We start from the raw sequence: 20668 nt of genomic DNA on the forward strand, positions 1-20668 counted from the left end.
AGCAGCGATGGATCGCCGAGACTTCCTCAAGGCCGTGCCGGCCGCCGCGCTGGGGGTGGCCGCCCCCGCCATCCGCAGCGCGCAGGCGCAGGCCCCGACGCGTAACGAGACGCTGCTGCTGGTGCAGGAATACGGGCCGAACAGCCTGGACATGCAGGGGCTCGGCTCCTCCCAGCCCGTCAACGGCGTGGCGCTGAACTGCTACGACCGCCTCGTCAGCTTCAAGCGCCAGCGCGTCGACGACGTCACCACCAGCTTCGACATCAATGCGCTGGAGCCGGAACTGGCCGAGAGCTGGCAGGAAGCCAGCGATGGCATGAGCGTGACCTTCAAGCTGCGCGCCGATGCCCGCTTCCATAGCGGGCGATCCGTCACCGCGCGGGACGTGAAATGGTCGCTCGACCGCGCCGTCTCCATCGGCGGCTTCGCCACCACGCAGATGAATGCCGGCAGCCTGGAGAAGCCGGACCAGTTCGTCGCGGTGGATGACAAGACCTTCCGCATCGACTTCCTGCGGCGGGACAAGCTGACCATGCCGAATCTGGCGGTCACGATTCCCTTCGTCTTCGACAGCGAACTCGCCATCCGCAACAGCGGCGGCGACGTCTGGGCGAAGGAATACCTGAAGAACAACATCGCCGGCGGCGGTGCCTACAAGGTGGAGGCCTGGCGGCCGGGCACCGAGACCATCTATGTCCGCAACGATGACTGGAAGTCGGGCCCCCTGCCCCGGCTGCGCCGCATCATCGCGCGCGACATCCCTTCCCCCTCCACCCGCCGCGCGCTTCTGGAGCGTGGCGATGCCGATATCAGCTACGGCCTGCCGCCGAAGGACTTTTCCGATCTGGCCGCGGCGGGGCGCATCCGCGTCTCCGCCGTGCCGGTACCGAATGCGATCTGGTATGTCGCGCTGAACAGCGCGAACCCGCCCTTCAACAACGTGAAGCTGCGCCAGGCCGTGGCCTGGGCGATGCCCTATGAGCAGATCATGCAGGCATCGCTGTTCGGGCGAGGCGTGCCGATGTTCGGCGGGCCTTCGACGCCGGCGCGCCTCACCTGGCCGGTCCCCTTCCCCTATGCCAGCAACATCGCCCGCGCCCGCGCGCTGATGGCGGAATCCGGCGTCGGTCCCTTCACCACCTCCCTGCTCTTCGACGCCGGTTCGGGCACGATCGCGGAGCCGATGGCGGTGCTGGTGAAGGAGGCGCTGGCGCCGCTGGGCATCACGGTGGAGTTGAACAAGATCCCCGGCGCCAATTTCCGCGGCGAGCTGAACAAGAAGACCGCGCCGATGGCGATCTACCGCTTCGGCGGCTGGCTGGACTGGCCGGACTACTTCTTCTTCTGGAACTATCACGGCAACAACTCGATCTTCAACATCCCGAGCTATCAGAACCCGGCGATGGATCGCCTGATCGACGCGGCCCGCTTCACGCAAGACCCCGCGGTCTATGCGCAGAATGTGCGCGGCTTCCTGGAGCTTGGCATGCACGACGTGCCCTTCATCCCCATCGCGCAGCCCTTCCACGACGTCGCGATGCAGCGGAGCATCGGCGGCTACCAGTTCTGGCCGTGCCGGGAGCCTGACTTCCGCTACCTGACCAAGGGATGAGGGGGGTATTGTGGCGGCTGGCGGGGTCGTTGCCCGCCCTCGTCGCCGTCATCATCGTGACCTTCGTGCTGACGCGCGTGCTGCCCGGCGACACCGCGACCTACTTCGCCGGGCCCACCGCCAGCGCGGAATCCATCGCCCAGATCCGCGCCGCCCTCGGCCTCGACCGCCCGCTGCCGGAGCAGTTCTGGAGCTATGTGCAGGCGCTTGCCCGCGGCGACCTCGGCATGTCCCTGACCACGGGGCAGCCGGTGCTGGTCGATATCATGAACCGCCTGCCGGCCTCCGCGGAGTTGACCCTGTTCGGGCTGCTGATCGCGATGGGCATCGCCATCCCGCTCGGCGTGCTGGCCGCGGTGAAGCAGGGGTCGCTGGCGGATCATCTCTGCCGGGTCGTGGTGACGGCGGGGGTTTCGCTGCCCGTCTTCTTCACGGGGCTGCTGCTGGTCTATGTCTTCTACTACCTGCTGGGCTGGTCGCCGGCGCCGGTCGGGCGGCTGGATGCCTTCGCCTCCGCGCCGCCTTTCATCACCGGCTTCTACCTGGTGGATGCCGCCCTCGCGCGGGACTGGGAGACCTGGCACAGCGCGCTGGCGCAGATCATCCTGCCGGCCTGCACGCTGGGGCTTTTCGCGCTGGCCCCGATCGCGCGCATCACCCGCGCCTCGATGCTGGCGGTGCTGGGGGCGGAGTTCATCCGCACGGCCCGGGCCTCGGGCCTCTCGTCCCGCACCATCATCCTGACCTACGCCTTGCGCAACGCGCTGCTGCCGGTGGTGACGACGCTCGGCATGGTCTTCTCCTTCCTGCTCGGCGCCAATGTGCTGGTCGAGAAGGTCTTCGCCTGGCCCGGCATCGGCAGCTATGCGGTGGAGGCGCTGATCGCGAGCGATGGCGCGCCGGTGCAGGGTTTCGTCCTGACCATGGCGATCCTCTACGTCCTGCTGAACCTGACCATCGACCTGGTGAACCGGGCGCTGGACCCACGGGCCCGACACTCATGAGCAGCTCGACGCTCCGCCACGCGCGCCACGTCGTCAGCGAGAATCCCGTGACGGGCATCGCGCTGGCGCTGTTCACCTTCTTCGTCCTGGCCGCGATCCTCGGCCCGTCGCTGGCGCCCTATGACCCGCTGGCGAGCAACACGATGCGGGCGCTGCAACCGCCCTCCGCGCAGCACTGGTTCGGCACGGACCAGATCGGGCGGGACATCTTCTCCCGCGTCCTGGTCGCGACGCGCCTCGACCTCGGCATCGCGGCCGCTTCCGTCGCGCTGGTCTTCGCCATGGGCGGCTTCGCGGGGCTGGCGTCCGGCTTCTTCGGGGGATGGGTGGACCAGCTGGTCGGCCGCATCGCCGACACCATCATGGCGTTTCCGCTCTTCGTCCTCGCCATGGCGATCGTCGCGGCACTCGGCAACACGGTGCCGAACATCGTGCTGGCGACGGCCATCATCAATTTCCCGCTCTATGTCCGCGTCGCGAGGGCCGAGACGGTGCAGCGGCGGGAAGCGGGCTTCGTGGACGCCGCGCGCATCGCGGGCCATCGCGATATCGGCGTGCTGCTCGGCCAGGTGGCGCCCAACATCATGCCGATCATGGTGGTGCAGATGTCGCTCACCATGGGCTACGCCATCCTGAACGCCGCGGGGCTTTCCTTCATCGGCCTCGGCGTGCGGGCGCCCACGCCGGAATGGGGGATCATGGTGGCGGAGGGCGCGGCCTTCATCGTCTCCGGCGAATGGTGGGTCGCGCTCTTCCCCGGCGCCACGCTGATGACGGCGGTGTTCTGCTTCAATCTTCTCGGCGATGGGGTGCGGGATATCGTCGACCCGAGGCGCAGGACATGAGCGCGGTGCTCGACGTCTCCGACTTCTCCGTCGAATTCCGCACGCGCTCCGGCATCGTCCGCGCGCTGGACCGCGTGGCCTTCACGGTGGGACGCGGGGAGACGATGGCCCTGGTCGGCGAATCCGGCTCCGGCAAATCCGTCACCGCCTATGCGCTGCTCGGGCTGCTCGACGCCGCGGGGAAGATCACCCAGGGCCGCGCTGTGCTGGAAGGCGTGGACCTCACCGCCGCCTCACCCGGCGAATTGGCAAGGATCCGTGGCAAGCGCGCCGCGATGATCTTCCAAAACCCGCGCGCCGCCCTGAACCCGATCCGCCCCATCGGCCAGCAGATCGCCGATGTGCTGCGCCGCCATGCCGGCCTGTCGAAGCGGGACGCGATGGCGGGCGCCATCGACATGCTCCGGCAGGTCGGCATCCCCGATCCCGCCCGCCGCGCCTCCGCCTATCCCTTCGAACTCTCCGGCGGCATGTGCCAGCGCGTGATGATCGCCATCGCGGTGGCCACGCGCCCCGCCCTGCTGATCGCGGATGAGCCGACCACGGGCCTCGATGTCACGACCCAGGCCGTGGTCATGGATATCGTCGCGAAGCTGGCTTCGGAGACGGGGATGGCCACCATCCTCATCACCCATGATCTGGCCCTGGCGGCGGAGCGCAGCGCGCGGATCGCGGTGATGCATGCCGGGCACATCGTGGAGGATGCGGCCACGAAGACGCTGCTGGCCAACCCGCGCCACCCCTATACGCGCCGCCTGCTGGCCGCGACGCCGACGGCGGCCGGCGCGCTGTCCGCGCTCCGCTCCATCCCCGGCAACCTGCCCGATCTGCGGCGTGACGACCTGCCGCCCTGCCGCTTCGCCGCGCGCTGCGACCGCCGCCTGCCCGGCTGCGATGCCGGGCTGGTATGGCGGGACATCGCGCCGGCGCAACGCATCGCCTGCTGGAACCCCACATGATCGGCAACGACCCCACCCCGCCGGGCGCCGCGGGCAGCACGCTGCTGGATGTGGCGGAACTGTCGAAGCGCTTTCCACTCCGCCGCGGCGGCTTCTTCGGCGGCGGCCACACGCCGATGGTCCATGCCGTGGACGATGTGTCCTTCACGCTGGCGCGGGGAGAGACGCTGGGCCTCGTCGGCGAATCCGGCTGCGGGAAATCCACGCTGGTGCGCCTCATCACCCGCCTGACGGACCCCAGCAGCGGCTCCATCCGCTTCGGCCAGCGGGAACTCGCCGCCCTGCCCGCCAAGGCTTTCGCGCGGGACGCCGACCGCGCGCGCATCCAGATCGTCTTCCAGGATGCCGGGGAGAGCATCAACCCGCGCTTCACCGCCGCCGACGCCATCGCCGACCCGCTGCGCAAGCTGAAGGGCGTGACGGGCGCCGACCTCAAGGCGAAGGTCGAGGAAGCGGCCGCGCTCTGCGGCCTGCCGCTGGAATTGCTGGACCGCTTCCCGCACCAGCTCTCCGGCGGCCAGCGCGCCCGCGTCGGCATCGCCCGCGCCATCGCCACGCGCCCCGATCTGCTGGTGCTGGACGAACCGACGGCGGCGCTCGACGTCTCCGTCCAGGTCACGATCCTGCAATTGCTGGTGACACTGCGGGAGACGCTGGGCATGTCCTACGTCTTCGTCAGCCACGACCTCAATGTGGTGCGCCTGCTCTGCGACCGCGTGGTGGTGATGTATCTCGGCCGCATCGTGGAGGTCGGGCCCGCGTCGCAGGTCTTCGCCAATCCGCTGCACCCCTACACGCGCGGCCTGGTGGCGGCGGTGCCGCGGCTCGATGGGTTGCGGGACGATGCGCTGCGGCTCGCCGGCGATCCGCGCAGCCCGATCGACCCGGACCCGAATGCCTGCCGCTTCCACGGACGCTGCCCCATCGGCACCGATCGATGTGGTACGGAGATGCCGGCGCTGCGCCGCTTCGCCGGCGGGCGCCAGGCCGCCTGCCACTACGCCGAGGAACCGCCATGACGGAAGAACAGGCCGAAGCCTTCATGAACGCCGCCGCCGCGGCGCTCGACTTGCCGGTGGACCCCGCGCATCGCCCCGGCGTCATCGCCAACCTTCGGCTCGCCGCGCGCATGGCCTCGCTGGTGGAGGGCAAGGCCCTGACGGTGCACCAGGAACCCGCGCCGGTGTTCCGCCCATGAAGGCCGCCGCCATCGCCCAGGCCATCCGCCGCGGCCAGCGCCGCGCGATCGACGTCACGGAAGAAGCGCTGGCCGACATCGCCGCGCGGGACGGCCGCTTCAACGCCTTCACGGAGGTCACCGCCGCCCGTGCGCGGGCGGAGGCGCTGGCGGTGGACCAGACCATCGCCGCGGGGCGCGATCCCGGCCCGCTCGCGGGCGTGCCCTATGCCGTGAAGAATCTCTTCGACCTCGAAGGCATCGCGACGCTCGCGGGTTCGAAGATCGAGCGTGATGCGAAGCCGGCGGCGCGCGACGGCTTCCTGGTGCGGAAGATGGCCGCCGCCGGCGCGGTCTGCACCGGCGCGCTGAACATGGACGAATACGCCTACGGCTTCACGACGGAGAACGCGCATGAGGGTGCCTGCCGCAACCCGCATGACGTGACGCGGATCGCGGGCGGGTCCTCCGGCGGGTCGGCCGCGGCGGTGGCGGCGGGGCTGGTGCCGATTACGCTCGGCAGCGACACCAACGGATCGATCCGCGTCCCCTCCTCCCTCTGCGGCATCTTCGGCTTGAAGCCCACCTATGGGCGGCTGTCACGCGCGGGCAGCTATCCCTTCGTCGCCTCGCTCGACCACCTCGGCCCCTTCGCGGGGGATTTGACGGATCTCGCGCTGGCCTATGACGTGCTGCAGGGCTTCGACCCGGAGGACCCCGCCCAGACCCGCCAGCCGCTGGAGCCCGTGACGCCGCGCCTCTCCGCGGGGATCGAGGGGCTGCGCTTCGCCGTCGCCGATGGCCATTTCGCGCGCAACGGCCATGCGGAAGCCTTCGCGGCGGTGGAGGCGATCGCCCGCGTCGCCGGCGCCACGCGCCGCCTGGTGGTGCCGGATGCCGCGCGGGGCCGGGCCGCCGCCTTCCTCATCACCATGGCGGAGGGCGGGAACCTCCACATGGCGGATCTCCGCACCCGCGCGCAGGATTTCGATCCCGGCACGCGGGACCGCTTCCTGGCCGGCGCCATGCTGCCCGCGCATTGGATCACCCAGGCGCAGCGGCTGCGGGCGGATTACCGGGCCTCGGTCCTCAAGCTCTTCGCGGAGACCGACATCCTGATCGCCCCCGCCACGCCCTTCGCCGCCACCCCCATCGGCCAGGCGAATATCGAGCTGGAGGGAGAGCTGGTGCCGATCCGCCCCAACCTCGGCATCTTCACCCAGCCCATCTCCTGCATCGGGCTGCCGGTGCTGGCCGTGCCGCTGGCGGACCCGACCGTGGCCGGCACGCCCAACGGCCTGCCGATCGGCGTGCAGCTGATCGCGGCGCCGTGGCGGGAGGATGTGCTGTTCCGCGCGGCGGCGGCGCTGGAACGGGCGGGCGTGGTCTCCGCCCCGCCCGTCAGGGCCTGACCAGCCGCGCCAGGGCTTCGTCGGTGGCGGGCGGCGCGGTGAAGCCGACCTCCCGCCGCAGCCGCGTGGTGTCGGCGACCATGCGCGGCACCTCCCCCGGGCGATCGGGCAGCGCGCCCATGCGCAGCAGGTCGGGGCGGCCCGCCAGGCGGGCGATCGTCTCCGCGATGTCGCGGATCGACCGTCCCTCCCCCGCGCCGATATTCACCGCGCCGGTGACGTCGCTGGCCGCCAGCGCAGCCACCGCATCGGCCACGAACCAGGTACTGGCGAAATCCCGGATCGGGCGGCCGGAGGCGCAGCGCGCTTCCCGCCCCTGCCCCAGCGCCAGCGCGACGGAGGGCACCAGCCGGTCCGGATGCTCGCCGGGACCGAACAGGTGGAACAGCCGCGCCCAGGCCACGGAAAGCCCCTGCATGGCCATCAGCCGCGCCGCCAGGGCAGCCTTGGCGATGCCATAGGGGGTGGCGGGGGCGATGGGGCGGCTCTCCGGCCACAGCGCGTCATCCGGCTCCGTCGCGTATTCCGCGCAGGACCCGATGCCGATGAAACGGCGCCCCCCGGCTTCGGCGAAGCGCCGCGCCAGCGCCGTGGAGGCGTCCAGCCAGTCGGTATTCTGCGGCGCGGTCCAGAAGCGGCCATGCTCGACATACCAGGCGGCGTGGACGATCACCCCGGGCTTCACATCCCGCAGCAGCGCGGCCTGCTCGGCCTCGTCCAGCAGGTTCGCGCGCAGGGCCCCGGCGGCGCGCCAGGCGGTGGCATGCACCTCGAACCCCAGCGCGGCCAGCGCGGCCGGCAGCGGGCGGCCGACGAAGCCGCTGGCGCCGGTCACCAGCACCCGCTCAGCCATGCGGCGGCCAGTCCCGGTCACGGTCGCTGATCACCGCCGGCGCCGCGGGCCAGGGGATGGCGAAGGCGGGATCATCCCAGCGCGCCCCGCGCGCGAGGTCCGGCGCATAGGGGGCGTCGATCAGGTATTCGACCACGGCGTCATCCGTCAGCGTGATGAAGCCATGCGCGCAGCCACGGGGAATGAAGAAGGCATTGCCCTGCTCGGCGGAGAGCACCACCGCCCCGTGCCGCAACCCGCCGCCGGGCCGAAGGTCGAGTGCCACGTCGAAGACCGCGCCGCGGATGCAGCGCACCAGCTTCTGCTCCGCCGCCGGCGCGTCCTGCCAGTGCATCCCCCGCAGCGTGTGGCGATGCGTGTTCTCCGACAGGCTCGCCTGGGTCGGCACGAAGTCCAGCCCCGCCCCGGCGAAGCGGTCCGCGCACCAGCTTCGCAGGAAGGCGCCACGGGCGTCGCGCGCCCGGTCGGCCAGCACTTCCACCACGCCGGCGATGGCGGTGGGCCGGAACCTCACGGCAGTTCGGTGATGCGCGGCACGGCGGTCACCAGCCGCCCCGCGAAGCCGCCGCGGCGCAGGCTGGCCGCAATCTCCGGCGCGATGTTCCAGGGCAGGACGAGGATGTCGTCGAGCCCCATGGCCAGCAGCGCCTCCGGCGTCACCACCGGGATGTGGCTGCCGGGCAGCAGCCGGCCCTGCTTGGCCGTGCTGCGATCCGCGACGGCCAGGATGGCGGGCGCCTTCACCCCCGCCGCGTTCAGCAGCGTGTTGCCCTTGGCCGCCGCGCCATAGGCGCCGATCCGCCGCCCCTCGCCCGCCGCCAACCAGGCCCGCAGCCCGTCCAGCACCTGCCGCACCCGCGCCTCGAACCCCTCGTAGAAGGCATCGGTGTGGAGGCCGCGCGCCGCCTCGTCCGCCCGCAGCGCCAGCACGGCGGGGGACGCCTCGGCCGGCGCCTTGCGCGCCATGACGCGCAGCGACCCGCCATGCGTCGGCAGGCGTTCCACATCCACCACCGCCAGGCCGTGGCGCGCCAGCAGCGCCTCCATGCTCAGCAGGGACCAGTAGGCGTAGTGCTCGTGGTAGATCGTGTCGAACTGCACGCCATCCACCAGGGTGACGAGGTGCGGGCATTCGATGGAGATCATGCCCCGCGACCCCGCCAGGATCGCCATCCCCGCGACGAAGTCGTTCACATCCGGCACATGCGCCAGCACATTGTTGGCGACGATCAGGTCCGCATGGCCACGCCGGGCCACCAGGTCGCGCGCACTGTCAGCGCCGAAGAAGAACACCTCCGTCGGCACTCCCGCCTCTTTCGCCATGGCCGCGACATTGGCGGCGGGCTCCACGCCCAGACAGGGGATGCCGGCGGCGACGAAGTTGCGCAGCAGGTAGCCGTCATTGCTCGCGACCTCCACCACGAAGCTGCCGGCGCCCAGCGACAGCCTCTGCGTCATGCCCGTGCAGAAGCGCGCGGCATGGTCGAGCCAGGAGGAGGAGGCGGAGGAGAAATAGGCATAGTCGGAAAAGATGCCGACCGCATCGACGATGGTGTCGAGTTGCACGAGCCGGCAGCCCTCGCACACCATGGCGCGCAGCGGGAAGACCGGTTCCGGCGCATCGGCGCGGTCCGGCGGCACGTAGGAATTGGCGACCGCCATGGTGCCAAGGTCACAGAACACGGCGCCAAGCCGCGCGCCACAGGCGCGGCAGGCGGTGATGCGCGTCGCGCCGGTCATGCCATCACCACCGCGCGGATCGCCGCATCGGTCGCGTCCACCATGCCCTCCCCGCGCTGCCAGGCCGCGTACCAGGCGGCGGTCTCCGCGATGGCGCGCGGCGTATCCAGGCGCGGCGCCCAGCCGAGCGCGCGTTCCGCCAGCGAGGAATCCAGCGCCAGCCGCTTCGATTCCTCCATCACCGGGCCTTCCACCGCCTGCCAGTCCACCCGCATGCCCGCCGCCGCTTCCCAATGCCCCAGCAATCCGCGCACCGACAATTCGCCATCCCTCGGACCGAAATTCATCGCCGCCGGCGCATCGCCCATCGCCAGGCGTTCCGCCAGCATCAGGTAGCCCCGCAGCACATCCAGCACATGCTGGAAGGGGCGCGTCGCATCCGGCCGGCGCAGCATCAGCGTCTGCCCCGCGACCATGGCGCGCACGAGGTCAGGCACCAGCCGCTCCGTCCCGAAATCCCCGCCGCCGATGACATTGCCCGCCCGCGCGGTGGCGATCGGTGGCAATTCGTGCCCGAAGCTGGCGCGCCAGGAGGCGACGGCCAGTTCCGCCGCGGCCTTGGACGCGCTGTAGGGATCGGCGCCGCCCAGCCGGTCACCCTCCGCGAAGGCGCGGCCAGCGCCATCATTCGCATAGACCTTGTCGGAGGTGACGATGACGGCGGCGCGCAGCCCCGGCAGGCCGCGCATCGCATCCAGCACCGCGACGGTGCCGCCGAGATTGGTCGCGAAGGTACCCGCGGGGTCGCGGTAGCCATCGCCGACGAAGGCCTGCGCGGCCAGGTGCAGCACGACCTCCGGCCGCGCCGCGCGCAGCAGCCGCGCCACCGTGGCGCCGTCGCGGATATCGACGCGGTGATCGGCTTCCAGCACCGATCCCACCGCCAGCGCCGCGAAGGCGGAGGGGCCGGGGCGCGGGTCCAGCGCGACGCCCGTCACCGTCGCGCCCATGCCGTGCAGCGCGCGGCACAGCCATGAACCCTTGAAGCCCGTATGGCCGGTGACAACCACGCGCCGGCCGCGCCAGAAATCGGTCACCAGATTCTCCAGGGCGCCCGGCCGGATGCCCAGAGGCGTTCCAGCAGGTCGCGGTCACGCATCGTGTCCATGGGCTGCCAGAAGCCCGGATGGTCATAGGCCGCCAACTGCCCGTCCTGCGCCAGGCCGCGCAGCGGTTCCTGTTCGAAGACCGTGGCATCGCCCTCGATCCGGTCGATCACACGCGGCGACAGCACGAAGAAGCCGCCATTGATCGTGGCGCCATCCCCTGCCGGCTTTTCCATGAAGGCCGTCACGCGCGTACCCCGGCGTTCCAGCGCGCCGAAGCGGCCGGGCGGCGCCACGGCGGTGACGGTGGCGTCACGCCCCTCCGCGCGGTGGAAGGCGACCAGCGCGCCGATATCCACATCGCCGACGCCGTCGCCATAGGTCAGGCAGAAGGCTTCCTCCTCCCGCAGCAGATGCGCCACGCGCTTCAGCCGCCCGCCGGTCTGCGTCTCCTCCCCCGTATCGACCAGCGTCACGCGCCAGTGCATCTCCGCCGGGCGCAGCACATCGATGTGCCCGGTGGCGAGGTCGATGGCGATGTCGCTGGCGTGCAGCCGATAGTTCAGGAAGAATTCCTTGATCTGCCAGCCCTTGTAGCCGAGGCAGATGATGAAGTCGGTCACGCCATGCGCGGCATAGACCTGCATGATGTGCCACAGGATCGGCCGGCCGCCGATCTCCACCATCGGCTTCGGCCGCGTGGTGGTTTCCTCCGCCAGCCGCGTGCCGCGGCCGCCGGCCAGGATCACCGCCTTCATCGGGAAGCGACCTCCGCGGCCTTGGCGTAGAACAGGTCCACGAAGCGCTGCTGCTGGCCGAGCGGGTTGCGCCGGATCATCGGGCGCAGCCCGTGGCGCAATTCCCGCCGCCGCGCGCGGTCCCGCGCCAGCGCCTCGGCCTTCGCCACATACTCCTCGACGCTGAAGGCCGCGAGGTCGCCGACACCGGCATTGCTGAGGTTGGAATAGGCGAGCCGTTCCGGGAATCCCGCGCCCACCAGGCTGATGGTCGGCACGCCCATCCACAGCGCCTCGCACGTCGTGGTGCCGCCGACATGCGGCAGGCTGTCGAGCGCGATGTCCAACGTGTTGTAGTAGGGCAAATGCTTGCCGCGCACGCCGACGAAATCCAGCCGCGTCGGGTCGACGTTCCGCCGCGCGAAGGCGATCCGCGCATTATCCATGAAGGCCATGCCGGAGGCTTCGGGCCGCACGAAGAGGAAGCGCGAACCGGGCACCGCCCGCAGCACCGCCGCCCAGGCATCCAGGCACGCCGTGGTGAATTTATACGGGTTGTTGGCCGTGCCGAAGGTGATGCAGTTGTTGCGCTCCTCCGGCAGCCCATCATGGATCGGCTGGTCGTTGAAGCCGAGCCGCCCCAGCACCACCCAGCTTTCCGGCATCTCGAAGGGCTGCTCGATCAGCAGGCGCGGGTCTTCCGGCTTGATGTAGGGATCGACCAGCACGTAGTCGATCTGCTCCAGCCCCGCGGAATGGGGATAGGCCAGCCAGCTCGCGCCGATGCGCGCCGGGCGATGGGCCATCACCTCCAGCTTGTTCATCGCCGTGCTGCCGCCGAGTTCGAACAGGATGTCGAGCCCATCCTGCGCGATGCCCTCCGCCACCTGCGCATCGGGCTTGCGGGGCCACCAGCGGAAGCCCGCCGCGCGGCGCTCCATGATCTCCTGCACCCGGTCGCGCTCGCCCTCGTAGAAGGAATAGCAGAAGACCTCGACCTTGTCGGGATCGTGCAGTTCGATGAGGGGCAGCGCGAAGTAGCTGACGGGATGGTTGCGCAGGTCGCTCGACATGAAGCCGATGCGCAGCTTCCGGCCGGTGGCGATCGCCGGCATGGCCGGCAGCGTGACGGGCGCGATCTTCGCCGAGGCGCGGCGCCCCCAGGCGCGGTGCCATTCGACGATATCGATCCGGTCCTGCAGCGTCTCCACCTGGCCGAGTTCGTAATGCACGGCGGAATGGCGGCCTTCCGCCAGCCAATGCGGCAGCAACGCACGCACCGGGCCGGTGGCGGCCAGCCGATCCTCATCCATCACGCGCTGGAACACGGTGCGCAGCCCGCGCGCCAGCCGCGCCATGCGGTCGGGGTGCTTTTCCAGCAGCCCGCAGCCGATGCGATAGGCTTCCTCGAGATGCGCGACCTCATCGTCGTAGCGGCTGCGGCTGAGGCTTTCCATCAGCGCCTCCGCCGCTTCCCAGGAATGCGGGTTGGCGGCCACGGCGCGTTTCAGCGCCTCATTCGCCGCGCGGCGGTTGCCGTCGCCATGCAGCCGCGCCAGGGCAAGGTTGGCGTTCAGATCGCCCGGATTGGCGGCAATCGCGCGTTCCAGCGTGGCCATCGCATCCGCCGTGCGGCCGAGCTGCAATTGCAGCCGACCGGCCAGCACATCCGCCGCCTGGTCGCCGGGCCGCGCGGCGCGGGCGCGTTCGATCACCGCGAGCGCGCGCTCCGGCTCCTTCATCTCGACCAGCATGGAGGCCAGCAGCGCGGCCGCGTCGCGGTCCCGCGGTTCCAGGGCGAAGGCCTTCTCCAGGCTGGCGCGCGCACCGGCATGGTCGCCCAACGCGCGCAGACAGCGGCCATGCAGGCGCCAGAGCTCGGCGTTGCGCGGCTCGATCTTCAGCCCGCCCGCGAAGGAAGCGGCCGCGCCGGCATAGTCGCCCTTCAGTTCCAGCGTGTTGCCGATGTTCTGCCAGGGGGAGAGGCTGCGCGGCTCCAGCTTCCGCGCGGCCTCCAGCATCGCCAGCGCCTCATCCAGCCGCCCCGCGCGCTTCAGCAGCACGCCGAGCAGGTTGGCGAGGGCGAAATCCTTGGGCTTGCGCGCCTGCACCGGCGCCACCACCGCCACCGCCTCCCCATGCCTTGCCAGGGCGCTGAGCGAGAGGGCGTAGGGCGTCGCCAGGGCGGCGGCGGAGGCCCCGGCGGCCAGCGCCTGGGCGAAGGCCCCCACCGCCTCCGCATGGCGGTTCCCCTGCGCCAGCAGCCCCGCCAGTTGCTGCCAGGCCATGGCATTGCCGGGCTGGTCCCGCAGCCGGGCGCGCAGCGCGGCCTCGGCCGCCTGCGGGTCCGGCGTGGCAGGCATCGGTTTCGGCCGGGGAACGGGACGCTGCATGGGCGGGCAGTAATGACCAAGCGAAGGAGGCACCGACCACCGGCGCCCCTACCGGTCGTTGCCTATCACGTTTCCTTGTCGGCACCCAGATGGGGGGCCCTACCGCCCCCCGGCCCAGCCCCGCCCCGGCACCGCCGCCAGCAATTCCCGCGAATAGGGATGCGTCGGCGCGGTCAGCAGCGTCTCCGCCGGGCCTTCCTCCACCACCTCGCCCCGCTGCATGATCGCGACGCGGTCGCAGACCTGCGCGGCCACGCGCAGATCATGCGTGATGAAGACCATGGAGAGGCCGAGCTTCCGGCGCAGCGAGGCCAGCAGGTCCAGCACCTGCGCCTGTACGGAAAGATCGAGCGCCGAGACCGGTTCATCCGCCACCAGCACATCCGGCTCCAGCGCCAGCGCGCGGGCCAGGCCGATGCGCTGGCGCTGCCCGCCGCTGAATTCATGCGGGAAGCGGTCGATCGCGGCGGGGTCGAGGCCCACCAGGCGGAACAGATCCTCCGCCCGGTCCTTCAGGTCCGGGCCCCGGATGCCGCGCATCGCGATACCCTGCGTCACCAGGTCGCCGACGCGCCGGCGCGGATTGAGCGAGGTGAAGGGGTCCTGGAACACCATCTGGATGCGCCCCGTCTGCGCCCGCCAGGCGCTGCCGCTGAGCCGCGTGATATCCGTGTCCAGTACGCGGATCGCGCCCTGCTCAGGCTCCACCAGCTTCACCAGGCAGCGCGCCAGGGTGGATTTTCCCGACCCGCTCTCCCCCACCACGCCCAGCGTGGTGCCGCGGCGGAGCGTGAGCGAGACATCCTTCAGCGCGGCGACCGTGCGGCCGCGGCGGCGATAGGTCTTGTGCACGCCTTCCACGCTGAGCACCGGCGCGGCCGTGCTGGGCTGGTAGGGCGGCGGGCGCAGCGCGGGCATGGCGGCGATCAGCGCCTGGCTGTAGGGATGCCGCGGGCGGTTCAGGATGGTCGCGGCCTCCCCCTGTTCCACCACCTCCCCCTGCCGCATCACCGCGATGCGCGTCGCCACTTCCGCCACCACGCCGAAATCATGGGTGATGAACATCACCCCCATGCCGCGCCGCGCCTGCAAATCCCGGATCAGCCCCAGGATCTGCGCCTGCGTCGTGACATCCAGTGCGGTGGTGGGTTCATCCGCGATCAGCAAGGCGGGTTCCAGCGCCATCGCCATCGCGATCACGCAGCGCTGCCGCTGGCCGCCGGAGAGTTCATGCGGATAGGCGCGCGCGATCTGCCGCGGCTCCGGCAGGCGCATCGTCTCCAGCAGATCCAGCACGCGGTCCGCGATCTCCGCCCGGCCGAGGCTGGTGTGGATGCGGAAGGTCTCCGCGACCTGGGACCCCACGGTGTGCAGCGGGTTCAGCGCCGTCATCGGGTCCTGGAACACCATGCCGATGCGCTTGCCGCTGATGCGGCGAAGATCGGGCAGCGAGAGTTGCAGCAGGTCCTGCCCCTCGAACAGGATGCGCCCGCCGCTGGCCCGGACTCCCGGCGGCAGCAGGCCAAGGATGGCGGCGGCCGTCAGCGACTTGCCCGACCCGCTCTCGCCGACGACGCAGAAGACCTCACCGCGATCGATGGTGAAGGAGACATCCTTCGCGGCATGGGCGCGATCCGCGCCGCGCGGCAGGGCGATGGAGAGATTCTCGATGGACAGCAGCGCGGTCATCGCCGGCCGAGCCTCGGGTTCAGCAGGTCGTTCACCCCCTGCCCCACCAGCGAGATGGCGAGGACCGTGACGATGATGGCCAGCCCAGGCAGCGCCGCCACATACCAGGCGCTGCGCAGCACCCGCCGCCCATCACCGATGAGGTTGCCCCAGGAGGCGATGTTCGGGTCGGAGAGTCCAAGGAAGGCCAGCGCGCTTTCCTGCAATATCGCCAGCGCCATCACCACGCTGACATAGACGATGACGGGCGGCAGGGCGCTGGGCAGGATTTCCAGGAAGATGATGCGGGCATGGGGCATGCCGAGCGTGCGGCAGCTCAGCACGAAGTCGCGCGACCGCAGGGTCAGGAACTCCGCCCGCGTCAGGCGCGCCGGCGCGGTCCAGGAAACGGCGCCGATGACCAGCGCCAGCGTCGTCACCTCCGACCCGAAGATGACCACCAGCATCAGCAGCAGGATGAAGCTCGGCACGGTCTGGAAGGCTTCCGTCAGCCGCATCAGCGCGGCATCGACGGCGCCACCGAAATAGCCCGAGACGGCGCCGACCAGGATGCCGATGCCGATCGCGATGCCCGTGGCCACGACGCCCACCAGCAGCGAGACCCGCGCGCCATGGAAGATCTGCGCGGCGATGTCGCGCCCGACGGAATCGGTCCCGAGCGGCAGCCCTTCCTCCGTGAAGGGCGGCGTCAGCGGTGCGCCGGCCAGGGAGAGCGGGTCCTCCGGGAACAGCCATCCCGCGCTGGCCGCCATGGCGATGACGACCAGCAGCAGCACCAGCCCGATGACGGCGGCGGTGGAGGAGGCGTAGCGGCGAAGTGCGCCCATGCGGTCAGGCCCCCACATCGATGCGGGGGTCGAGCCGCGCATAGATGATGTCGATCACCAGATTCACCGCGATGACGAGGACGGAGGACATCACGGTGATGCCGAGCAGCATGTTGAGGTCCCGCTGCACCACAGCTTCCTGCGCCAGGCGCCCGAGGCCAGGCAGCGAGAAGACGCTTTCCACCACCACCGCGCCGCCGAGCATGGAGGAGGCATGCAACCCCGCGATGGTCACCATGGGCAGCAGCGCGTTGCGCAGCGCATGGCGGAACAGCACGGCCCGTTCCTGCAATCCCTTGGCGCGGGCGGTGCGCATGAAGTCGAGCGTCATCACCTCCACCATCGCGGTGCGCATGACCCGCAGATAGACCGCGAAGAAGATCAGCCCGAGGGTGAGCGCCGGCATCACCAGGTGCTTCGCCATGTCCAGCAGATGCGCGATGCCCGTATGCCCGGCGCGGAGGTCGGAGATGCCGCCCGCCGGCAGCCAACCCAGCGTGACGGCGAAGAGCACGATGGCCATCAGCCCGAACCAGAAGCTCGGCATCGAATAGACGAGCATACCGAGGACGGAGATGATGGTGTCCGGCCAGCGATGGACATAGCGCGCGGCGATGACGCCGACGACGCAGCCGGCCGTGAAGGCCATGGCCATCGACGTCACCATCAGCACCACCGTCACCGGCAGGCGTTCCAGGATCAGGTCGATGACCGGCTTGCCATAGGCGATGGACAGCCCGAGATCGAGCGTCGCCAGCCGCCCGACGTAGCCCGTGAACTGCCCGACCACGCTGCCATCCAGCCCGTAATAGCTGCGCAGCAGCTTGCTCAGCGTGTCGTCGCTGGTCCCCATCTGGCCGATCAGCGCATCCACCGCATCGCCCGGCGCCAGTTGCAGCAGGAAGAACAGCACCGCCAGGATGATGCCGAGGCAGGGAATGCTCAGCGACAGCCGGCGCAGCACCAGGCGGAGGATGCGCATCTCAGGCGGCGATCCACAGATCGGACCAGTGGCTGCCGGTCCAGCGCGGGTTGTTGTGGTCGTTGCGGAGCTTGACCGCGGTGACGGAGGTATAGACCTGCTCGATCGCCAGCCACATCGGCAGTTCCTGCATCACCATCTCCCCCAATTCGCGATACAGGGCGCGGCGGCGATCCGGGTCCACGGCCTCCGCGGCGCCATCGATCAGCGCGTCCATCGGTGCCGACTCCCAGCCCCACTGGTTGCTCCATGGCACGCCGCGCGGCTGGCCGGATCGCAGGAAGACGGTGGTGCTGATCTGCGGGTCGTTGCGGAAGCCGATGGTCTCCCCCGTCAGGTCGAAATTCCAGTCACGCATCACGTTGGCGAGGTAGCCGGCGCTGTCATAGGTGGTGATGGACAGGCGGACGCCGATGCGGGCGAGGGATTGCTGCACGAAGGTCGCGAAGCGCACGGCGTCGTCGCCATTGGTGCTGGTCATGCGCAGCGTCAGGCGGATGCCGCCCTGGCCGCGGCGGAACCCGGCCTCATCCAGCAGCGCCTCCGCGCGGCGGGGATCGAAGGGGTAGTCGGTGAGGTCCGGGAAATAGAAGGCGGAGAAGCTGGGTTGCAGCCCGAGCCCTCGCCGGCCGAGGCCGAGCAGGAAGCTGCGGACGTAGAAATTCACGTCGATGGCGTGGGCGAAGGCGCGGCGAACGCGCACATCCTGCAGCTCCGGCTTGCGGTGGTTGAAGCAGAGCGTGTTGCCGATGGAATTGGCCTCGTTCCCCTTCTGGGAGACGCGGAACCGCGCCTCCCGCCCCAGCCGCACCAGGTCGGTGCGCGGCAGGCTGGAGAAGATGCTCATGTCCACCGCGCCGGATTCGACCGCCGCCGCCGCCGCCGCGGGGTCCGCGATGAAGCGCGTGATGATGCGGTCGAGATAGGGCTTTCCCGCATCCCAGTAGTCCGGGTTGCGTTCCACGATCACATGCTGGCCGGCGGTGTAGTTGACAAACCTGAAGGGGCCCGTGCCGATCGGCGCCATGTTCACGGGGTTGGCGAGGAAATCCGTGCCCTCATACAAGTGCCGCGGCGCGACATAGGACAGTTCCGTCCCAGCATAGAGCATCAGGCGCAGCGGCATCGGCTTGCTGAAGCGGAAGATCGCCGTCAGCGGATCGGGCGTATCCACCGCCACCAGGTTGCGGAATACGATGGTCCCGTAGTTCTGTACGCGGCGCCACATCTCCATGGCGCTGAACTGCACATCGGCCGAGGTGAAGGGCCGCCCATCATGCCACTTCACCCCATCGCGCAGCCGGAAGGTGATGGCCAGGCCATCGGGTGTGCCTTCCCAGGACGTCGCCAGGCGGCCCTGGGGCTGGCCCTCGCTGTCCAAATCCACCAGCGGCTCCACCACCTTCGCCGCCAAATTGGTGATGCTGAAATTACCGCGGAGCGCGGGCATCAGGAAGCGCGGGTCGGTCGCGACCTGCACCGTCACGGTGCCGCCGCGCCGCGGTGTGTCCTGCGCCTCGGCCGCGCCGCCATGATACGCCAGGGCCGCGCCGCCCAGCAGGGCCGCGCGACGGGGAAAGCGGAGCTCGGTCATGATATCCGTCCTTCAGGCCAGCAGGTTGTCGCGAAGGGTCTTGCCCTCGTAGCGCGTGCGCAGCCGCCCGCGGCGTTGCAGTTCGGGCACCAGGAAATCCACCAGGCTCAAGGTGTCCCGCGGCGTCGCCTGGGGGTGGGAGACCATGAAGCCGCCGCGCTGGCCGGCGCCGTCGAATTCGCCTTCCAGGTAGTCCGCGACCTGGCGGGCATCGCCGGCGAAGGTGCGGTCATAGCCCGTCGCGCTGCGCAGCCCGTGCTGGAAGAATTCCTCGGGTGTCATTTCCAGATCCTCCCCATGCGCCAGCACCAGCTGGTGCAACAGGCCCATGGGGGAAGCGCCGGTCGCCGCGATCGCCTTGTTCAGCTCCGCCGGCTTGAACCGTGATGGCAGCTGGGAGAAATCGTAGCCGATGTTGTGGGAGAGGTAGGCGCCCACACCCTCCGGCGGGATCATCGTCAGCAGATTCTCCTTCCGCGCGCGCGCCTCGCTCTCCGTCTCCGCCACGATCAGCGGCGTGGAGAACAGGATGCCGACCTTGGACGGGTCCCTGCCCTGCTTCACCAGCGCCGCATCTAGCGCCGCGCGGTGCTTCTGCTTCTGCGCCAGCGGTGGGCCCGCGGCGAAGACGTGCTCGGCGAAATAGGCGCTGGCCTGGATGCCGCGCGGCGATCCGCCGGCCTGGATCAGCACCGGCTCGATCTGCGGGGACGGCACCACCGAAAGCGGCCCGCGCACCTTGAAGAAGCGGCCATCGTGATGGATGGGGCGGACCTTGGCGGGGTCCGCCACCACGCCGCTGTCGCGGTCCCACTGGAAGGCATCGGCATCGATGCTGCGCCACAAACCCTTGCAGACGTCGATGAACTCTTCCATCCGCTCATAGCGGGCATTGTGTTCCATCAGCTCGTCGAAGCCGTAATTCGCGGCATCGGCGCGGCGGGTGGAGGTGATGACATTGAAGGCGATGCGCCCGCCCGTGACGTGGTCGAGCGAATTTAGCAGCCGCGCCACATAGAAGGGATGCATGAAGGTGGAGGCGTAGGTGAGGCCGAAGCCGATATGCTTCGTGGCGCGCGCCATCAGCGCGATGTAGGGCGACATGTCCTGGCGCGGCCAGCCGATGCCCCAGCGCACGGCATCATCCTCCGACCCCTTCCAGGTGCTGGGAATGCCGGTGCCGTCGCCGAAGAACAGCATGTCGATGCAGCCGCGTTCCGCGATGCGGGCGATGTCCTCGAACACCGCGGGATCGGGATAGAGGCTGTTCACCCAGGACCCGGCGCTGCGCCATCGTCCATCGAGATGCGTCATGGACAGGTCGAGGGCGAGGTGCATGCGTGGCGCCATGCGGAACCTTTCCTGTGCGCGGGGCCACGGGCCCCTGACACGGGGATGAACAGCAAGGGCCGTGCCAGGGAAGCGCACGACGCCGCTTCGCAAGGTTGCCGCTGGCGTCGACGATCATTGGCATCGCGGCGATGCCGGGTGCGGTGCAACAAAAGCGTGCAAGGATGGAAGGCTGGCGGCGGCAGAAAGCCGTTTCGAAGTCACCACAAACAGGCGACGGCCCGTTGCCGATAACGCAACGCTGGCCCTGCGGCGCGCATCGGATGCGGCGTGCGTCGGCGCGGGGGTGACGGCATCCCGGTATCGTGCCGCCGCCACCGGATGGGCACGGCGGCGATGCCTGCCGGATCGCTGAGGCCCGCCGCGTTCCAGGCCTCGCGCGCCGCATCATGGCTGGGCGGGCGGGCGGCGGGCCGCCCAGCGCGCAGGCAGGTGGGCACGGCCATCC

At 70.1% G+C, this 20668-nt stretch carries 18 protein-coding genes; 7 read left to right on the forward strand and 11 right to left on the reverse strand.

The annotated features are described in order from the left end of the window. Positions 1 to 7 precede the first annotated feature (7 nt). The 7 genes from BM041_RS22920 to BM041_RS22950 are packed head-to-tail and all read left to right on the forward strand — an operon-like array spanning position 8 to position 7009. Positions 8 to 1612 carry an ABC transporter substrate-binding protein gene (locus BM041_RS22920; protein ID WP_092962233.1) on the forward strand — a complete coding sequence of 535 codons (1605 nt, stop codon included), beginning with the start codon at positions 8 to 10 and terminating at the stop codon, positions 1610 to 1612. Next, complete coding sequence (locus tag BM041_RS22925; RefSeq protein WP_092962234.1) at positions 1609 to 2616, forward strand: ABC transporter permease; 1008 nt, start codon at positions 1609 to 1611, stop codon at positions 2614 to 2616. Before BM041_RS22920 ends, BM041_RS22925 begins: the two co-directional genes overlap by 4 nt. Further along, positions 2613 to 3461 carry an ABC transporter permease gene (locus BM041_RS22930; protein ID WP_092962235.1) on the forward strand — a complete coding sequence of 283 codons (849 nt, stop codon included), beginning with the start codon at positions 2613 to 2615 and terminating at the stop codon, positions 3459 to 3461. Before BM041_RS22925 ends, BM041_RS22930 begins: the two co-directional genes overlap by 4 nt. Beyond that, positions 3458 to 4420 carry an ABC transporter ATP-binding protein gene (locus BM041_RS22935; RefSeq protein WP_092962236.1) on the forward strand — a complete coding sequence of 321 codons (963 nt, stop codon included), beginning with the start codon at positions 3458 to 3460 and terminating at the stop codon, positions 4418 to 4420. Before BM041_RS22930 ends, BM041_RS22935 begins: the two co-directional genes overlap by 4 nt. Further along, on the forward strand, positions 4417 to 5439 hold the full coding sequence (locus BM041_RS22940; RefSeq protein ID WP_092962264.1) for an ABC transporter ATP-binding protein: 1023 nt from the start codon (positions 4417 to 4419) through the stop codon (positions 5437 to 5439). Before BM041_RS22935 ends, BM041_RS22940 begins: the two co-directional genes overlap by 4 nt. Continuing rightward, positions 5436 to 5618 carry a DUF4089 domain-containing protein gene (locus tag BM041_RS22945; protein ID WP_175534106.1) on the forward strand — a complete coding sequence of 61 codons (183 nt, stop codon included), beginning with the start codon at positions 5436 to 5438 and terminating at the stop codon, positions 5616 to 5618. Before BM041_RS22940 ends, BM041_RS22945 begins: the two co-directional genes overlap by 4 nt. Continuing rightward, positions 5615 to 7009, forward strand: coding sequence for an AtzE family amidohydrolase (locus tag BM041_RS22950; protein WP_092962238.1), 1395 nt, complete (start codon positions 5615 to 5617; stop codon positions 7007 to 7009). The genes BM041_RS22945 and BM041_RS22950 overlap by 4 nt, the downstream gene beginning before the upstream one ends. Here the strand turns inward: BM041_RS22950 and BM041_RS22955 are convergent. The 11 genes from BM041_RS22955 to BM041_RS23005 all read right to left on the reverse strand — a co-directional run bounded on the left by BM041_RS22955 (position 6999) and on the right by BM041_RS23005 (position 20220). Beyond that, on the reverse strand, positions 6999 to 7862 hold the full coding sequence (locus BM041_RS22955; RefSeq protein ID WP_092962239.1) for an NAD-dependent epimerase/dehydratase family protein: 864 nt from the start codon (positions 7860 to 7862) through the stop codon (positions 6999 to 7001). The two genes, BM041_RS22950 and BM041_RS22955, sit on opposite strands and share 11 nt — an antisense overlap. Then, positions 7855 to 8376: a dTDP-4-dehydrorhamnose 3,5-epimerase family protein gene (locus tag BM041_RS22960; protein WP_092962240.1), complete on the reverse strand. Its 522-nt coding sequence runs from the start codon at positions 8374 to 8376 to the stop codon at positions 7855 to 7857. Before BM041_RS22960 ends, BM041_RS22955 begins: the two co-directional genes overlap by 8 nt. After that, positions 8373 to 9602 carry a class I SAM-dependent methyltransferase gene (locus BM041_RS22965; RefSeq protein ID WP_217648818.1) on the reverse strand — a complete coding sequence of 410 codons (1230 nt, stop codon included), beginning with the start codon at positions 9600 to 9602 and terminating at the stop codon, positions 8373 to 8375. Before BM041_RS22965 ends, BM041_RS22960 begins: the two co-directional genes overlap by 4 nt. Beyond that, positions 9599 to 10639, reverse strand: a complete 1041-nt coding sequence (gene rfbG, locus BM041_RS22970) for a CDP-glucose 4,6-dehydratase (RefSeq protein WP_245762230.1) — start codon at positions 10637 to 10639, stop codon at positions 9599 to 9601. The genes BM041_RS22965 and rfbG overlap by 4 nt, the downstream gene beginning before the upstream one ends. After that, the gene (rfbF, locus tag BM041_RS22975) at positions 10636 to 11406 is read right to left on the reverse strand and encodes a glucose-1-phosphate cytidylyltransferase (RefSeq protein ID WP_092962242.1); all 771 of its coding nucleotides are present in this window, start codon (positions 11404 to 11406) and stop codon (positions 10636 to 10638) included. Before rfbF ends, rfbG begins: the two co-directional genes overlap by 4 nt. Continuing rightward, positions 11403 to 13748: an O-linked N-acetylglucosamine transferase family protein gene (locus tag BM041_RS22980; RefSeq protein WP_175534107.1), complete on the reverse strand. Its 2346-nt coding sequence runs from the start codon at positions 13746 to 13748 to the stop codon at positions 11403 to 11405. Before BM041_RS22980 ends, rfbF begins: the two co-directional genes overlap by 4 nt. A gap of 129 nt (positions 13749 to 13877) precedes the next feature. Continuing rightward, positions 13878 to 15467, reverse strand: coding sequence for an ABC transporter ATP-binding protein (locus BM041_RS22985; RefSeq protein WP_092962244.1), 1590 nt, complete (start codon positions 15465 to 15467; stop codon positions 13878 to 13880). After that, the gene (locus BM041_RS22990; RefSeq protein ID WP_092962245.1) at positions 15464 to 16294 is read right to left on the reverse strand and encodes an ABC transporter permease; all 831 of its coding nucleotides are present in this window, start codon (positions 16292 to 16294) and stop codon (positions 15464 to 15466) included. Before BM041_RS22990 ends, BM041_RS22985 begins: the two co-directional genes overlap by 4 nt. 4 nt (positions 16295 to 16298) lie before the next feature. After that, the gene (locus BM041_RS22995) at positions 16299 to 17276 is read right to left on the reverse strand and encodes an ABC transporter permease (RefSeq protein WP_092962246.1); all 978 of its coding nucleotides are present in this window, start codon (positions 17274 to 17276) and stop codon (positions 16299 to 16301) included. A 1-nt stretch (position 17277) separates the two neighbouring features. Then, on the reverse strand, positions 17278 to 18870 hold the full coding sequence (locus BM041_RS23000; RefSeq protein WP_092962247.1) for an ABC transporter substrate-binding protein: 1593 nt from the start codon (positions 18868 to 18870) through the stop codon (positions 17278 to 17280). A gap of 12 nt (positions 18871 to 18882) precedes the next feature. Beyond that, positions 18883 to 20220: an NtaA/DmoA family FMN-dependent monooxygenase gene (locus BM041_RS23005; RefSeq protein ID WP_092962248.1), complete on the reverse strand. Its 1338-nt coding sequence runs from the start codon at positions 20218 to 20220 to the stop codon at positions 18883 to 18885. Positions 20221 to 20668 lie beyond the last annotated feature (448 nt).

Origin of the sequence: Falsiroseomonas stagni DSM 19981 (genome assembly GCF_900114315.1) — a bacterium.
Classification (GTDB): domain Bacteria; phylum Pseudomonadota; class Alphaproteobacteria; order Acetobacterales; family Acetobacteraceae; genus Falsiroseomonas; species Falsiroseomonas stagni.

Coding starts and splice junctions, on each gene's coding strand:
- BM041_RS22920 (WP_092962233.1), top strand. CDS start 8: ATGGATCGCCGAGACTTCCTCAAGGCCGTGCCGGCCGCCGCGCTGGGG.
- BM041_RS22925 (WP_092962234.1), top strand. CDS start 1,609: ATGAGGGGGGTATTGTGGCGGCTGGCGGGGTCGTTGCCCGCCCTCGTC.
- BM041_RS22930 (WP_092962235.1), top strand. CDS start 2,613: ATGAGCAGCTCGACGCTCCGCCACGCGCGCCACGTCGTCAGCGAGAAT.
- BM041_RS22935 (WP_092962236.1), top strand. CDS start 3,458: ATGAGCGCGGTGCTCGACGTCTCCGACTTCTCCGTCGAATTCCGCACG.
- BM041_RS22940 (WP_092962264.1), top strand. CDS start 4,417: ATGATCGGCAACGACCCCACCCCGCCGGGCGCCGCGGGCAGCACGCTG.
- BM041_RS22945 (WP_175534106.1), top strand. CDS start 5,436: ATGACGGAAGAACAGGCCGAAGCCTTCATGAACGCCGCCGCCGCGGCG.
- BM041_RS22950 (WP_092962238.1), top strand. CDS start 5,615: ATGAAGGCCGCCGCCATCGCCCAGGCCATCCGCCGCGGCCAGCGCCGC.
- BM041_RS22955 (WP_092962239.1), bottom strand. CDS start 7,862: ATGGCTGAGCGGGTGCTGGTGACCGGCGCCAGCGGCTTCGTCGGCCGC.
- BM041_RS22965 (WP_217648818.1), bottom strand. CDS start 9,602: ATGACCGGCGCGACGCGCATCACCGCCTGCCGCGCCTGTGGCGCGCGG.
- rfbF (WP_092962242.1), bottom strand. CDS start 11,406: ATGAAGGCGGTGATCCTGGCCGGCGGCCGCGGCACGCGGCTGGCGGAG.
- BM041_RS22980 (WP_175534107.1), bottom strand. CDS start 13,748: ATGCCTGCCACGCCGGACCCGCAGGCGGCCGAGGCCGCGCTGCGCGCC.
- BM041_RS22985 (WP_092962244.1), bottom strand. CDS start 15,467: ATGACCGCGCTGCTGTCCATCGAGAATCTCTCCATCGCCCTGCCGCGC.
- BM041_RS22990 (WP_092962245.1), bottom strand. CDS start 16,294: ATGGGCGCACTTCGCCGCTACGCCTCCTCCACCGCCGCCGTCATCGGG.
- BM041_RS22995 (WP_092962246.1), bottom strand. CDS start 17,276: ATGCGCATCCTCCGCCTGGTGCTGCGCCGGCTGTCGCTGAGCATTCCC.
- BM041_RS23000 (WP_092962247.1), bottom strand. CDS start 18,870: ATGACCGAGCTCCGCTTTCCCCGTCGCGCGGCCCTGCTGGGCGGCGCG.
- BM041_RS23005 (WP_092962248.1), bottom strand. CDS start 20,220: ATGGCGCCACGCATGCACCTCGCCCTCGACCTGTCCATGACGCATCTC.